Here is a 13,514-nt window from a genome sequence, read left to right as displayed (position 1 = left end):
GTATAAGCGAGCGGCTGGGGCTTTGGAGGCGTTCGCCGCCGATCCACGATCGGTTATGTATAAGCGAGCGGCTGGGGCTTTGGAGGCGTCCGACGTCGTTCTGGAGTCAGCTATTTATAAATGAGCGGCTGAGGATCCGGCGGTGTTAACTGCCGATCCGCGCTCACTGACTCACTGTAAGTGGCCTTCCTCGCGGAGCTGTTCCGCCTCGCTCTTCTCGTAGCGCCACGAGATGTCGGCCTTCTCGTCCTGCCAGTCCCACGGCTCGACGAGGACGATGTCGTCTTCGCGGATCCACACCCGCTTTTGCATCCGGCCGGGGATGCGCGCGGTCCGCTGTTTCCCGTCCGCACAGCGCACCTTGACGCGGTTCGCGCCGAGCATCTCGACGACCTCCGCGAACACCTCGTCGTCGTCGGGCATCCGGAGGTCGTTCCGACCGCCGCCGTCTCCGTTGCTCATGCGTACGCGGTGATACGCGTTCGCGGAAATAAAAGGGCCGCTCTCCGCTGCGAGATCATCCCCTTTTAAGGACAGCCGAGAACCACCCGACGACATGCGCGACACGCTCGGTCTCGAAGGCATCGCCGGGGTTTTCGTCGTCTTCGTCGCGGTCGGCATCATCGCCGTCCGCGATCCCGTCATCGCCGGCGCCGTAATGCTTCTCATCGCCGGCCTCGCCCTGATCGCGAAGGGGCTCGTCGACACGGCCATGCGCTCGTTCGGGCTGAAGTAGCCCGCGAGCGCGACCCGAGCGCTCCGGCCGTCGTCGACGCCCGCTCGGCGTTCACGGCGCTCCCGAAAGAGTCATAACCGCCGACCGTTCCCCTCGGGTATGGTCGAAGTACCTGCCGTCGCGGTCGAACTCGTCGAACTCCTCGCCGTCACCCTCGGTGCCGGCGCGGCCGCCGCGGTCGGCGTCGTCCTCGAACGGTTCGGGCTCTCCGCCGTCTCCGGCGGCGAGCTCGTCCTCGGCGCCTGGGCCGTCGGCATGGGGCTGCTCGCGCTGTACGTCGGGCTCGTCGGGCTCGGCTACGAGCAGGCGCTCCCGCGGCTGCGCCGGCTCGCGAGCGGCGAGTAGGCCCGCAGTTCTGGACTCTTACAACTCCCCCTCGGCCGCCAGCTCGCGTACCCGGTCCGCGCGATCGCGGATCGCCGCCCACTCCGCGTCGTCCTTGTCGTCGACGTGCGAGTACATCAGTCCCATCCGCCCGGTACCCCGCAGCGTCTCCTCGTTTTCCTTCAGGAAGTCCCAGTAGAGCGCGTTGAACGGGCAGGCGCCCTCGCCCGTGGTTCGCGAGACGGCGTACGGGCAGTCCGCGCAGTGGTCGCTCATCCGGTTGACGTAGCTCCCCGAGGAGGCGTACGGCTTCGAGGAGAGCACGTCCGTCCCGAACGACCCCATCGCGACGACGTTCGGCGTCGTCACCCAGTGGTAGGCGTCGACGAAGCCGAGGTGGAACCACTCGTTCAGTTCGGCGGGGTCGGCGCCGTACACGAGCGCGAAGTTCGACAGCACCATCAGCCGCTCGATGTGGTGGGCGTACCCGTGCTCGCGGACGTGGCCGACCGCCTCCGAGAGACACCGCATGTCCGTCTCGCCGTCCCAGTAGGCCGGGGGGAGCTCCCGCTGTTGGTCCAACTGATTCGCGTCCGCGAGCTCCGGCATCGCCTCGCGATACACGTGGCGCATGAACTCCCGCCAGCCGATCACCTGCCTGACGAACCCCTCCGCGGCGTTGAGCGGGACGGGGGCGGGCTCTGACGGTGTCTCCGACTCTGCGCCGTCACCGAAGTCGTCGAGCGAGGTCGATCCCGCGCCGTCCCTGTCGTGCTCGGCCGGGTCGTACGCGCCCGGCTCGACCCCGCGCTCCTGATAAGCGCGTTCGACCGCCCGGACCGGCTCGCGCGGGTCGAGCAGCCCGAGGTTGATCGCCGGCGAGAGCAGCGAGTGCGAGAGGAACGGCTCGCCGCCGACCATCGCGTCCTGATACCGACCGAACGCGGGGAGCCCCTCGCGGACGAACCGGTCGAGCGCCTCGCGCGCCTCGCCGCGGGTGACCGGCCACGCGAACCCGTCGAGCGAGTCGTTCCCCCACGTGTCGAACCGCTCGCACACCCACGCGTGGGTCTCGCGGGTCAGCGCGTCCGGCTCGAACGTCGGTCGCGCGGGCGGCTCCCACTCGTCCGGCGGCATTTCCTGATTCAGGTCGTCGTAGTTCCACTCGCCGCCGACGGGGTCGCCGTCGTCCATCAGCACGCCCGTCTCGCGGCGGACGTGGCGGTACCAGTTCTCCTGTCGGTAGGTTCTGTCGGCGGCACCGTCGGCACCGATCGCCGTCTCCTCCCCGCCGGCCCACTCTCGCCAGTCGGCCGGCGTCGTCCAGAACAGCTCGTTGTCGACGAGCTCGAGGGTGCCGCCGCGCTCGGCGACCAGTTCGCGGAGCCGCTCGCCGGCGCCGTGGCTCGCCGGGCGCATGAGCCGCAGGCGCGGGCCGTCGCCGTCGTCGCCGCCGTCGCCGGCCCCTCGTCCCGCGCGCTCCGCGAAGAACTCGTCGAGGCCCTCGCCGAACGACTCCGCCCGCACGTACGTCACGTCGCGGCCGCGCTCGCGGAGCTCGTCACGAAAGTGCCGCATCGCCGAGAACACGAGCGTCAGCTTGTGGGCGTGGTACGGCTTCCGGTCGGCGAACCCGTGGGCCTCGATCAGCAGCACGTCGTCGGCCGCGTCGAGGACGTCGAGGTCGGGGTTGAGCTGGTCGCCGAGCAGCCAGCAGGTCGTCCGGTCGCTCACGAAAAGTCGGTGGGGCGCAAGCGACATAGCTCCGGCGGCGGGCCGTGCGGCCGCCGCCGCCGTCTCCGACCCCTCGCACCGCCGCGGCATCCGCGGCTTTTTGTCGCCCCCGCGTGTCGGGCGAGTCATGGACGAGATCCTCACGAACTGGCTGCTCGGCCTGATCGCCGCCCTCCTCGCCGTCCTCGTGCTCGACTCGACCGGCGAGCCCTTCCTCGCCTCGCTCGCGCCGGTCGCGAACGTGCTCGCGCTCGTCACCTTCCTCGCGTTCGTCATCCTCACCGGCGCGTTCCTCGTGTACACCGCGTCGTTTCGGGACTAACGCCCCGCCGCGTCCGCGTCTTCGATCCGCCTGACTCCCGGCGGTCCCCTGCCCCGCCAATCCGGTCGACTCCCCGCGATCCCCGCCGCCGCGCGTAGCTTTTTGTCTCGCCTCGAACTGGGACGCGTATGGAGTACACGACACTCGGGAACACCGGCACCACCGTCTCGAAGATCTGTCTCGGCTGTATGAGCTTCGGCGACCCCGACTGGCGCGAGTGGGTCCTCGACGAGGAGGAAGGCAAGGAGCTCGTCGAGCGCGCGATCGATCTGGGGGTGAACTTCTTCGACACCGCCAACATGTACTCGGACGGCGAGAGCGAGCGCGTCCTCGGCGAGGCGCTCGACGGGTACGACCGCGACGAGTTCGTCGTGGCCACGAAGGGGTACTTCCAGATGGACGAGTCGAATCCGAATTCCGGCGGGCTCTCGCGGAAGGCGATCGAACAGGAGCTTCAGCACTCACTCGACCGCCTGGGGATGGACACGATCGACCTGTATCAGATCCATCGCTGGGACTACGAGACGCCGATCGAGGAGACGCTGGCCGCGCTCGACGACGCGGTGCGCCGCGGCGACGTCCGGTATATCGGCGCTTCCTCGATGTGGGCCCACCAGTTCGCGGAGTCGCTCCACGCGAGCGAGCGCGAGGGGTACGAGCGGTTCGCGACGATGCAGAACCACTACAACCTCGCGTACCGCGAGGAGGAGCGCGAGATGCTCCCGCTGTGTGAGAAGGAAAACGTCGGCGTGATGCCGTGGAGCCCGCTCGCGCGCGGCTACCTGACCCGCCCGCACGAGGACGTGGACGCGACGCTCCGGGGGCAGACCGAGGACCACCTCTACGCGCACCCCTACCGCGAGGGCGGCGGCCCGACCGTCAACGAGCGCGTCGAGGAGCTCGCCGCCGAGAAGGGCGTGAAGATGGCCCAGATCGCGCTGGCGTGGCTGTTCCACAAGGAGTCGGTCGATACGCCCATCGTCGGCACGACGAGCGTCGAACACCTCGAAGACGCGGTCGAGGCGCTCGACGTCGACCTCTCGGACTCCGATCTGGAGTGGCTGGAGGAGCCATACGAGCCGGTCCGCGTCTCCGGCCACGAGTAGGCGGCGCGCGGTGGCCGCCGCAACGGCCTAAATGATGTTTTAGGGATATGTCGGTAACCTATTTGTGTGACAGAGAGTGTCAACCACACATGAGCGACGACACCGACCGATCCGCCGTCCGGTCGCGCACCGAGTACGCGCGTACCCGGACGCGCTGTCCGAACTGCGGCGACCGCGTCCCGGCGGCCGGCGGCGACGGGGAGCCCGCGGAGTGTCCGAACTGCCACCGCCTCGTGCGCGCGTGACGGCGGGGGCGACCGCCGCCCGGTCGCGTGGCGGGTACGGCTCCGTTCGGTCGCCGCCGCCCGCCCGTGACTTATAAACGCACCGTCGCGGACGCCACGACAACCCTTTTCGGCGGCGCCGCCGAAGCGTGGCGCATGGCAGACGACGACGACGCCACCGACCCCGAGAACGGCGAGGCCGGCGAACAGGACGCGTCCGCCGAGGGCGACGACGGCGAGGAGAAGTCCTTCCGCGAGCGCGTCGAGGAGATCCGCGAGCGACGCGAGGAGGAGCGCGAGGAGGGCGACCGGCCCGACCCCGAAGAGATGATGGGCGGCGGCGGTCCGCCGGGGATGGGCGGCGGAGGCGGCGGCAACCCCTTCGCGCAGATGATGTCCGGCATGATGGGCGGCGGCGGCGGTCCCGGCGGCGCGGGCGGCCCGCCCGGGATGGGCGGCGGCCCCGGCGCGCAGGGCGAGCAGGGCGCTCGCGGCGACGACGGCGGCAACGAGGAGCTCGTCCGCGAGGTGCGCCAGCTCCGCGACGAGGTCCGCGACGCGACCCGGCAGCTCCAGCGCATCGCGCAGGCGCTCGAAGACGACTGAGTCGGCGGATTCTCTCCTCCATTTTCCGAAGCCCGGTAGCGCTGCGCTCGTCGGTCGACGAGGATGCGCTGTCGACCGCGACAGCGTCGCGACGACCGCTCGAAAAACGACTCAGTTCCGGGCGCCGCTCGTCCCCCCGATCCGCTCCGGCAGCGCTGGCAGCGCGACGACGGCGACCACGGCCGCCGTCGTCGCGACGAGCGTCACCGGGAGCGTCCCCGCGAGCGCGTACGCGCCGACCCAGAGCCCGCCGGTGACCGCGAGCGCGGGGACCGCAACGCGGACCGGGACCGCGGGCTCGTCGCCCTCGACGAGCCGCCAGCCCACCGCGCCGCCGGCGCCGGTGGCGATCCCGATCCCCGCCTCGACCACCTCGCCGGTGTGTCCCCCCGCGACGGCGACGGCCAGCGAGCCGGTCGAGACGACGGCCGCGAGCAGGAACGCCGGGGCGGGGTTCAGCGCACCGGTCGGGCCGGCCGCCGTCTCCGCGCTCGCCGAGCGCCGCACGCGCGGGTCGCCGGCGAGCCACAGGGCGACGGCGACCGTCCCCGCGCCGACGGCCAGCCCAGCGAGCACGTCGACGAGGTAGTGGACCTCGATGATCACCCGCGAGGCCGCGACGGCAACGGCGACCGCCCCGGCCGCGAGGTAGCGGGGGCGGTCCGTCCAGAACCGGTCGTACAGGAGGGCCACGGCGAGGTACGCGGCCGCGCCGCCGGTGGCGTGGCCGCTCGGGAAGCCGAACCCGTCGGAGAGCACCTGCGCCTCGTACCAGCCGGAGAGGAGCGCGGGGAGCCACGTCGGGACGTCGGCGGGGGGCATCGCGCCGGGCGGCCGGGCGACCGCGAACCACGCCTTGCCGAGCGCCGTCGCGGCGTACGCGCAGGTGACGGCCGCGATGGCGGTCGCGCCGGCGCGGCGCGGCGAGCCCGCGGTCCGGTCGCTCGCGAACCAGTAGCCGACCGCGAGCAGCGCGAAGAGGAACCACGGGTCCGCGAGGTGCGTGACGGCCGCGAAGGCGACGACGACGAACTCCGGGAGCGCGTCGACGACGGCGAACTCGCCGACCCCGCGCTCGGCGGCGACGAGTCCGGTCACGTCTCGACCACCCGGTCAGTCATCGCCGCGGCGGCGGGCGTAGTCAAGCGCCTTGCCGGGCGTCTCGATCAGGTTGAGGCCGATGCCGACGACGACGAATATCGTGTAGAGGCCGAGCGTCGACAGCCCGAGGACGACGATGGCGCCGACCGCGTAGATCCCCTGAAGCGACGTCAGCGCCGCGAGCGTCAGCACCGTCCCGTACAGCAGCACGAGGTACGGCCCCCAGCCCCTGGCGTGGCCCCGCCGCATCCGCGAGCGGACGTACCGCTTCAGCTCCGACTCGACCTCGGGTTTGTCGACGGTGCGGCGTTCCACGTCGTCCTCGAACTCGTCGAGCTGCGACCGAAGCTCCCGGACCTCCGCTTCGAGGGCGGCGACGTCCGGCGCGCCGCGCGGCCGTTCGCCGTCGTCCCCGTCGGGATCCGACTCGCCGTTCATACCCGTGGGTCGGTCGCGGTCCTGTTGTAACTGCCGGTCCGCGGCGTGGTCGGTGCCGTCGAACGCGGCGGCGGGACCGCCGCCCCCGGCCTCCCCGGAGTCGTCGCCGCCAGTCCCCCGCCCCGCGAGCACCACGTTGACCACGCCACCGAGGACGACGACGACGGCGGCGAGGTACAGCCACGTGACCAACAAGAGGATGCCGCCGATGACGCCGTACACCTCGTACTGCGCGGCGCCCGCGGCGTACACCTGAAACCCGGCCTGAAGCAGCGTCCAGCAAACCGCCGCGAACGCCGCGCCCGGCAGCGCCTCGCGGACGGCGATCGCCGGCTGCGGCAGGAGGTAGTACATCGGGAGGAACACGACCGCGAGGAGAACGGGCAGGGCGAGGACGCTCACCGCTTCGATCAGGGGGAGCGCGTCCGCGGCCGCGACGAACGCGCCCACGGCGACCATCACGCCGAGGCCGACGCCGACGCCGACGACGACCGAGGCGGCGTCGGCGACCTGTTTGAGGAGGCCGGGCGTCTCCTCGCCGCCGTACAGCGAGACGAACGCCGTGTCGAGCCCGCGGAACACCTTCAGCGTCGACCAGAGCAGCAGCCCGACCCCGAGCAGGCTCGCGCCGGTCCGCCCGCCGGCCGAGGAGACGGCCCCGACGACCGCCTCCTCGCCGGCCGGCGTGAGGAACTCGCCCGTGGACGCCACCAGCTCGGCGGCGATGGTCTCGCCGAAGACGGCGGTGGCGACGACGACCAGCAGCAGCAGCGCGGGGACGAGCGAGACGAACGCGTAGTAGGCGATGGCGGCGGCGAGGAACGTCACCTGCCGATCGACAGCGACGTCGACGACGCGCCGAGCCGTGCCGAACGCGGTGCGCGAGTGTCTGGACACGTTCCGCCCTTCGACCGAGCGCGACAAAAACGAGTGGGTGCCGACGGCGAGAGGGGGTTCAGTCCCCGTCGCCGCCGAGGACCGCTTCGCGCATCTCCGGGACCGAGGCCGTGCTCTTCACCGCCGTGCCGCGGTAGTGCGCGCGGCTGGCCTCGTGGCCAGCGCCGCGCAGGCGCTCGACGAACTCGTCCATGCCGATCGCCGGCTCGCCCCACTCCTTGTACAGCCGGTGCTGGTCGTAGTGCGTGGGAGTGTCGAGCTCGCGCGCGACGGTGCCGAGCAGCTTGCGCGCGCGCTTCGCCTCGCCCATGTCGTCGGTCACCTCGCGGCGGACCGCGCGCGCGAAGTCGGGCTCCGCGACCGGCCCGAGCCAGATCGGGCCCGCCGTGAGGACGCGGTCGCTCCCGCACTCCGGGCAGGCGTCGACCGGGTCGGCGATGTGCCCGCGCGTCGCGGCGCGCCAGAGGCAGTCCTCGCAGTGATCCACGTGCCCCACGCCGTCGAGACAGTCGTCGGCCGCGCGGGCGCCCGACTCCAGCTCGAGGTAGGTCCGCGCGTAGTGGCGGGAGACGTGCGAGAGGATCGGCGTCGCCGCCTTGTCGTAGCGCGCGGCGGTCCGAACCAAGGCGGATATCAGCGTCCGGAGCCCCATCTCCGGGTGGTAGTCGGTGTTGCGCGGGACCGCGCCGTACTTGCGGATCCCGCTGTTGAGGTGGGCGCCGCACAGCGGCGCGGTGTCGGTGGCGGTGACGCAGACCAGGTTGCGGCCGTTCGCGAACGCCGCGTCCGCGAAGGGGATCGGCGTGCCGTACGGATCGAGGTCGACGACGTCGAACGGGCCCTCGTCGTACAGCAGGGCGTTGACGTCGCGGTGGACCGCCTCGCCGTCGAGGCCGTTGGCGTCGAGGTTCGCGGCGGCGAGCTTGACCGCCTCGTCGTCGACGTCGGCGCAGGTGACGTCGTACCCCTCTGCGGCGGCGCGGACGCCCCGGATTCCCGAGGCGGCCATCGCGTCGAGATAGGAGGCCGCTCGCGGCTCGCGGTCGCGGTAGGCGCGCAGCGTCGCGACGGTCACGTCGCGGTTCAGCTCCTGGGTCGGGTTGAAGAAGACGCCGCCGCCGGTGCCCTCGCTGGCGCCGTCGCGGGCCTCCGGGACGGAGACGGTGAGTCCGCCCTCTTCGATGTCCATACGCTCGGTTCGGCCATCCGGGCTAAAAGGACCGCGCTCCGGGGGCGGGAGGTCGCGGACGCGTCGAGCGCGCGGCCGGCGGCGACAATGGGAGGCTTTTACGCCGTCGGCTCGGAACGTGAACGTATGAACGGAGACGCCACGCGAGGACGGTCCGGCGCAGTCGAGGACGAGACGGAGGGCCGCGGATGGTGAGTCCGGCGCGGGTCGACGCGATAACCGACATCGCGTACGGCGCGCTGATCGCCCTGTCGATCGTGCTCATCGCGACGTTCCAGGTGAACAACGTCGCCATCGCGTTCGGGATCGGGGTGTTCGCCTCGTACGTGATCCACGTCGTCTGGAAGATGGCGCGGTTCGACCCGGACTGGATGACCCGCGAGGTCGCGGACCAGGTCGGCAAGCAGGTCGAGGAGAGCGTCGGCGAGACCGTCGACAAGGAGGTCGAGAAGACCGTCGGCGAGACCGTCAACAAGGAGGTCGAAAAGACGGTCGGCGAAACGGTGAGCAAGGAAGTGGAGAAGACCGTCGAGGAGACCGTCGGCGAGACCGTCGAGGAGACCGTGAGCAAGGAGGTCGAGAAGAGCGTCGGCGAGACCGTCAACAAGGAAGTCAGCGAGGTCGCCGACGACGTCAGCGACACCGTCAGCGAGGAGGTCACCGGGAAGGTCGAGGAGACCGTCGGCGAGACGGTCGAGAAGACGGTCGGCGAGAAGGTGGAGGAGACCGTCGAGAAGACCGTCGAGGAGAAGGTTGGCGAGACCGTCGAGGAGACCGTCGGCGAGAAAGTCGAGGAAACCGTCGAGAAGACGGTGGAGGAGACCGTCGGTGAGAAAGTCGAGGAGACCGTCGAGAAGACCGTCGAAGAGACGGTGGGCGAGAAGGTCGAGGAGACCGTCGAGGAGAAAGTGGGCGAGACCGTCGAAGAGACCGTCGGCGACGGGGATGACGAGGACGGCGAGGCGACCGGGCGACGCGACGACTCGTAGTCGGATCGGTCGCGATCGGCGACGCCGTCCGCCGCCGAGACGTTGTGGTCTGGTGGGCGCTCCCGGGTGCCCATATCCGTCGATTCCGACGGTGATAAACCGTGAGAGCGAATAATCGTACATAGTCGAATGGGCCACCACGACCTCGATCGGAGTCTCGGGCTGTACCCGACGATGATGATCAGTATGGGTGCGATGATCGGGAGCGGGATCTTCGTTCTCCCGGCGTTGGGATACAAGAAGGCCGGACCGGCGGTGGTCCTCGCGTACGTGCTGGCCGCGCTCGTCGTCTTACCTGCCGCGCTGTCGAAAGCCGAGATGGCGACGGCGATGCCGGAGTCCGGCGGCACGTACCTATACATCGACCGGGCGCTCGGCCCGTTGTTCGGGACGATCGCCGGGATCGGGGCGTGGTTCTCGCTCGTGTTCAAGAGCTCGTTCGCGCTCGTCGGCCTCGGCGCGTATCTGCTGCTTTTCGCGCCGCTCTCGCAGGGCGCGGTGGTGTACGTCGCGCTGGGGCTCGGCGCGCTCGTCGTGGCCCTGAACGTCTCCGGGACGAAGATGAGCGGACAGATCCAGGCGGTCATCGTCTCGCTGGTCGTCGCCGGCCTGCTCGGGTACGTCGTCAACGCGGGGTTCGTCGTCGACACCGCCCGGTACGCGCCGTTCACGACGGACGGGAGCCGCGGGGTCGTCACGGCCGCGGCCTTCGTCTTCGTCTCGTACGCGGGCGTGACGAAGGTCGCGAGCGTCGCGGAGGAGGTGAAAGCGCCCGGGAAGAACCTGCCGCGCGCGATGCTCGGGTCGATGGGGATCATGACCGTGCTGTACGTCGCGGTCGTCGGCGCGGTCGTGGGACTGAGCGATCCGGAGGTGCTGAAAACGGGCGGTCCGGGCGGGACGGCGTCGCTCACGCCGATGGCCGACGGAGCGGGGGCGCTGTTCGGCGGCGTCGGGGTAGCGCTCATCTCCGTGATCGCCGTCGTCGCGTTAACGAGCATGGCGAACGCCGGCGTCCTCTCCTCGTCGCGGTTCCCGCTCGCGATGAGTCGGGACGACCTCCTCCCGCCGGCGCTACGCACCATCGACGTGCGGTTCAAGACGCCGCGGAACTCGGTGCTCCTCACCGGTGTCCTGTTGCTGCTGCTCATCGCGTTCGTCCCGGTGATCGAGCTGGCGAAGCTGGCGAGCGCGTTCCAGATCCTCGTCTTCTCTTTCGAGAACATGGCGCTCGTGGCGTTTCGGGTTGCGGACCTCCCGTCATACGACCCCGAGTTCACCGCGCCGGGCTACCCGTACGTTCAGGTGTTCGGGTTCCTCGGCGGCATGGCCTTGCTCACGCAGATGGGGACCCTTCCGATCCTCGGAGCCGGAGGCATCATCGTCGGGAGCGCGCTCGTCTACTTCGCGTACGGCCGGTCGCGGACGGACCGGACCGGAGCGGTCGGGACGATCATCCGCGCCCGTCGCGGGGAGGCGGACGACGGCGTCGCGCCGACGGAGCAGGACTGACCGCCGCGGCGGCGTCAGTAGTCCCGGTCGACGACGATGACCGGATCGCGGGTCTCGTCCGCGATGCGGTCAGCGAGCGTTCCGAAGACGCGGTCGCCGAGGCGCGACTGCGGCTCGTACATCACGACCGCGTCGTAGTCGGCCGCGACGCGGAGGATCTCCTCGTCGTGTTCGTCGCCCTCGACCACGAGGGTGTCGACCGCGTCGGCGTCGAACCCGTCGTCGACCAGGCGGTCTCGGGTCTCCGAGACCACCGCCTCGCCGCGCTCGCGGCGCTCCTCGCCCTCGACGACGTGGAAGAGGGTGATGCGCTGCGTCGAGTCCTCGCTCAGGACGCGGATGAACCGCGGGAGCCGGTCGAACTCGGCGACGTCCGGAAGCGGCACGAGGATGCGCTCTACTCCCTCGGTCGGAGCGGGGTCGAGCTCGGCCGCGCAGTCATCTTCGACCGCGACCTGTCGGATCGCGGCGGCGCGGTCCTTCCCGAACACCAGCCGCGTCCGGACGGAGGCCCCCGCGTCCGCGAACGACGCGGCGACCTCGTCGAGCGTCGCCTGCGCCGCGTCGCCGAACTGCTCGCGGGCGGAGCTGGCCGGCGTCTGTTCGGGCAGGTCGTAGTGCCCGAGCACCACCACGTCGAGCGACGAGAGGTCCTCGATCAGCAGCGGCGACAGCGGCTCGGGGTCCGGGAGTTCGAGCGGGACGAGGATCGTGTCGGCCATGGCGCACGCTTGGACGGCCGGACCAATAAACGGGGAGATCCGGGGGCGGAAGGGACGCGAAGCGGCGCACCGGTGGCCGCGAGACGCGTCGCTCTGCGGTCGGTGGACGCGAAAAATGGGTGTTGCGAGGCGCTACTCGTTGCCGAACATCTGGCGCATCATCGGATGCATCTCCATCAGCTGCTCTTCGGCGATCTCCTCGTACAGCTTGTACGTGATAGAGACCGCCAGCAGCAGTCCGGTTCCGGAGACCTCGCCGATGGTGCCGAGCAGGTTCGCCATCACGGCGAGCAGCCCGACGAGGGCGCCGCCGATGACGGTCACCTGCGGGATGTACCGCTCCATGACCTTCTCGACGACCTGCGGATTCCGGCGGAACCCGGGGATCTGCATCCCGGAGTTCTGGATCTGTTTCGCGGTCGCCTCCGGCCCCATGCCGGTCGTCTCGACCCAGAAGATCGCGAAGATGGCGCCGCCGACGATCATGAACGTGAGGTCGACGCCGAGTCGGATAGCGATCATCCACAGTTCGATCGACGCCGACTCAAGCTGTCCGAGGAACCACATCCACTGGGTCCGCGCCTGAATGGGATTCAGGTAGTAGAACAGCCCGGAGATGGGTTGTCCTCCGCTGTAGGTTCCGAGCCACGCCGGCATCCCCGCCCACTGCGAGGAGAGGATCTGGCCGAGGAACTGGATGTTCGCCTGCAGCGCGCGAACGAGGATCATCGGCAGGACGGACGCGTAGATGAGCTTCACCGGGAAGCGTCCGCGAGCGCCCTTCACGCGGGCGTGCGACAGCGGGATCTCGACGCGGACCGACTCCGCGTACACGACGATCCCGAAGATGAACACCGTGGTGAAAAGCGCCAGAATGTTCCCCGGGTCGAACAGCAGGTTCTGGAGCCCCTCGGCCGTGAACGGCGACAGCGAGGCGGGCGCGTCGCCGATGATGACGCCGTACCAGCTCGCGAAGAAGCCGGGGGGACCGAGCGCGGAGAAGCTGAAGAAGCCGCCGACGATCTGCTGGCTCACCGACGCGATGATGAACAGCCCGACGCCGGAGCCGACGCCCCACTTGCTCACGATCTCGTCCATGAACAGGATGAGGATACCGCCGACGAAGATCTGCGCGAATATCAGCACCTGTACGCCGAAGATACCGATCCCGAGCGAACTCGCGACCTCGCTACTGGCCGGAAGGAAGCTCCCGGTGAACACCATCGGCGCCGCCGTCAGCGCCGAGACGATGATCACCAGCAGCTTCTGGAGGCCTTGGTAGAGGACCTGGTCACGCGGGTCGTTCTCCGTGTCGAGCCCGAGGAGGTTCGCACCGCCCAACAGCTGGAGGACGATGGACGCCGTGACGATCGGTCCGATACCGACCTGTAACAGCGACCCGGACGAGCCGGCGAGTACCGACCGGAACTGCCCGAAGAAGTCCGACCCCTGCCCGACCGCCAACCCGAACGGGTTGATGTTGGTCAGGAAAAAGTAGACGATCAGGACTCCGGCCGTCCACGTGAGCTTCCGTTTGAACGGGACGTGTCCCGCGGGCCGCTCCACGACGGGCATCCGCGAGAGCACCGGTTCGGCGGCCTCCTTCCAGCTCAT

Annotated in this window: 15 protein-coding genes; 8 read left to right on the top strand and 7 right to left on the bottom strand. The window is 70.0% G+C overall.

What is annotated here, in order from left to right; genetic code table 11:
- Nucleotides 1-171: 171 nt before the first annotated feature.
- The gene (gene eif1A / locus C466_RS01285; protein WP_004597376.1) at nt 172-462 is read right to left on the bottom strand and encodes a translation initiation factor eIF-1A; all 291 of its coding nucleotides are present in this window, start codon (nt 460-462) and stop codon (nt 172-174) included.
- A gap of 94 nt (nt 463-556) precedes the next feature.
- On the opposite strand from eif1A, the gene C466_RS01280 reads away from it, so the two are divergent.
- A complete protein-coding gene (locus tag C466_RS01280) occupies nt 557-736 on the top strand; it encodes a DUF7470 family protein (protein ID WP_004597378.1) in 180 nt (59 codons plus the stop codon).
- A gap of 99 nt (nt 737-835) precedes the next feature.
- Entirely contained in the window at nt 836-1,081 is a 246-nt protein-coding gene (locus C466_RS01275; RefSeq protein WP_004597380.1) for a hypothetical protein, read from the top strand.
- Nucleotides 1,082-1,099: 18 nt separating this feature from the next.
- On the opposite strand, the gene C466_RS01270 is transcribed toward C466_RS01275, so the two are convergent.
- Nucleotides 1,100-2,794: a cryptochrome/photolyase family protein gene (locus C466_RS01270; protein WP_004597382.1), complete on the bottom strand. Its 1,695-nt coding sequence runs from the start codon at nt 2,792-2,794 to the stop codon at nt 1,100-1,102.
- Between the two features lie 127 nt (nt 2,795-2,921).
- On the opposite strand from C466_RS01270, the gene C466_RS01265 reads away from it, so the two are divergent.
- The 4 genes from C466_RS01265 (at nt 2,922) to C466_RS01255 (ending at nt 5,052) form a co-directional block, all read left to right on the top strand.
- On the top strand, nt 2,922-3,116 hold the full coding sequence (locus C466_RS01265) for a hypothetical protein (protein ID WP_004597383.1): 195 nt from the start codon (nt 2,922-2,924) through the stop codon (nt 3,114-3,116).
- Between the two features lie 128 nt (nt 3,117-3,244).
- On the top strand, nt 3,245-4,222 hold the full coding sequence (locus C466_RS01260) for an aldo/keto reductase (RefSeq protein WP_004599534.1): 978 nt from the start codon (nt 3,245-3,247) through the stop codon (nt 4,220-4,222).
- Nucleotides 4,223-4,311: 89 nt separating this feature from the next.
- Complete coding sequence (locus C466_RS16855) at nt 4,312-4,467, top strand: hypothetical protein (RefSeq protein WP_162832651.1); 156 nt, start codon at nt 4,312-4,314, stop codon at nt 4,465-4,467.
- Between the two features lie 135 nt (nt 4,468-4,602).
- On the top strand, nt 4,603-5,052 hold the full coding sequence (locus C466_RS01255; protein ID WP_004597386.1) for a hypothetical protein: 450 nt from the start codon (nt 4,603-4,605) through the stop codon (nt 5,050-5,052).
- 111 nt (nt 5,053-5,163) lie between these two features.
- Here C466_RS01255 and C466_RS01250 read toward each other — a convergent pair whose 3' ends face one another.
- From C466_RS01250 to C466_RS01240, 3 genes are read right to left on the bottom strand one after another with little or no spacing between them, the layout of a single operon-like run.
- Nucleotides 5,164-6,150 carry a phosphatase PAP2 family protein gene (locus C466_RS01250; RefSeq protein WP_004597388.1) on the bottom strand — a complete coding sequence of 329 codons (987 nt, stop codon included), beginning with the start codon at nt 6,148-6,150 and terminating at the stop codon, nt 5,164-5,166.
- A 15-nt stretch (nt 6,151-6,165) separates the two neighbouring features.
- Nucleotides 6,166-7,488 (bottom strand): YihY/virulence factor BrkB family protein, encoded by a 1,323-nt coding sequence (locus C466_RS01245; protein ID WP_004597390.1) that lies wholly within the window; start codon nt 7,486-7,488, stop codon nt 6,166-6,168.
- Nucleotides 7,489-7,546: 58 nt separating this feature from the next.
- Nucleotides 7,547-8,677, bottom strand: coding sequence for a tRNA (guanine(26)-N(2))-dimethyltransferase (locus C466_RS01240; RefSeq protein ID WP_004597392.1), 1,131 nt, complete (start codon nt 8,675-8,677; stop codon nt 7,547-7,549).
- Nucleotides 8,678-8,865: 188 nt separating this feature from the next.
- On the opposite strand from C466_RS01240, the gene C466_RS01235 reads away from it, so the two are divergent.
- Nucleotides 8,866-9,666 (top strand): hypothetical protein, encoded by an 801-nt coding sequence (locus tag C466_RS01235; protein ID WP_004597394.1) that lies wholly within the window; start codon nt 8,866-8,868, stop codon nt 9,664-9,666.
- Nucleotides 9,667-9,795: 129 nt separating this feature from the next.
- Nucleotides 9,796-11,178, top strand: a complete 1,383-nt coding sequence (locus C466_RS01230; RefSeq protein WP_004597397.1) for an APC family permease — start codon at nt 9,796-9,798, stop codon at nt 11,176-11,178.
- 14 nt (nt 11,179-11,192) lie between these two features.
- On the opposite strand, the gene C466_RS01225 is transcribed toward C466_RS01230, so the two are convergent.
- Nucleotides 11,193-11,900, bottom strand: a complete 708-nt coding sequence (locus tag C466_RS01225) for a universal stress protein (RefSeq protein ID WP_004597399.1) — start codon at nt 11,898-11,900, stop codon at nt 11,193-11,195.
- A gap of 132 nt (nt 11,901-12,032) precedes the next feature.
- Nucleotides 12,033-13,514, bottom strand: a complete 1,482-nt coding sequence (gene secY / locus C466_RS01220; protein WP_004597401.1) for a preprotein translocase subunit SecY — start codon at nt 13,512-13,514, stop codon at nt 12,033-12,035.

Source organism: Halorubrum distributum JCM 10118, from assembly GCF_000337335.1.
Taxonomy (GTDB): Archaea; Halobacteriota; Halobacteria; order Halobacteriales; family Haloferacaceae; genus Halorubrum; species Halorubrum distributum.
This window is presented reverse-complemented; position numbering and strand designations above follow the sequence as displayed.

What these genes read in the sequence shown, in the direction of transcription:
- eif1A (WP_004597376.1), bottom strand. Translation starts at nt 462, where the DNA reads ATGAGCAACGGAGACGGCGGCGGTCGGAACGACCTCCGGATGCCCGAC.
- C466_RS01265 (WP_004597383.1), top strand. Translation starts at nt 2,922, where the DNA reads ATGGACGAGATCCTCACGAACTGGCTGCTCGGCCTGATCGCCGCCCTC.
- C466_RS01240 (WP_004597392.1), bottom strand. Translation starts at nt 8,677, where the DNA reads ATGGACATCGAAGAGGGCGGACTCACCGTCTCCGTCCCGGAGGCCCGC.
- C466_RS01275 (WP_004597380.1), top strand. Translation starts at nt 836, where the DNA reads ATGGTCGAAGTACCTGCCGTCGCGGTCGAACTCGTCGAACTCCTCGCC.
- C466_RS01280 (WP_004597378.1), top strand. Translation starts at nt 557, where the DNA reads ATGCGCGACACGCTCGGTCTCGAAGGCATCGCCGGGGTTTTCGTCGTC.
- C466_RS01255 (WP_004597386.1), top strand. Translation starts at nt 4,603, where the DNA reads ATGGCAGACGACGACGACGCCACCGACCCCGAGAACGGCGAGGCCGGC.
- secY (WP_004597401.1), bottom strand. Translation starts at nt 13,514, where the DNA reads ATGAGCTGGAAGGAGGCCGCCGAACCGGTGCTCTCGCGGATGCCCGTC.
- C466_RS01235 (WP_004597394.1), top strand. Translation starts at nt 8,866, where the DNA reads ATGGTGAGTCCGGCGCGGGTCGACGCGATAACCGACATCGCGTACGGC.
- C466_RS01225 (WP_004597399.1), bottom strand. Translation starts at nt 11,900, where the DNA reads ATGGCCGACACGATCCTCGTCCCGCTCGAACTCCCGGACCCCGAGCCG.
- C466_RS16855 (WP_162832651.1), top strand. Translation starts at nt 4,312, where the DNA reads ATGAGCGACGACACCGACCGATCCGCCGTCCGGTCGCGCACCGAGTAC.
- C466_RS01260 (WP_004599534.1), top strand. Translation starts at nt 3,245, where the DNA reads ATGGAGTACACGACACTCGGGAACACCGGCACCACCGTCTCGAAGATC.
- C466_RS01230 (WP_004597397.1), top strand. Translation starts at nt 9,796, where the DNA reads ATGGGCCACCACGACCTCGATCGGAGTCTCGGGCTGTACCCGACGATG.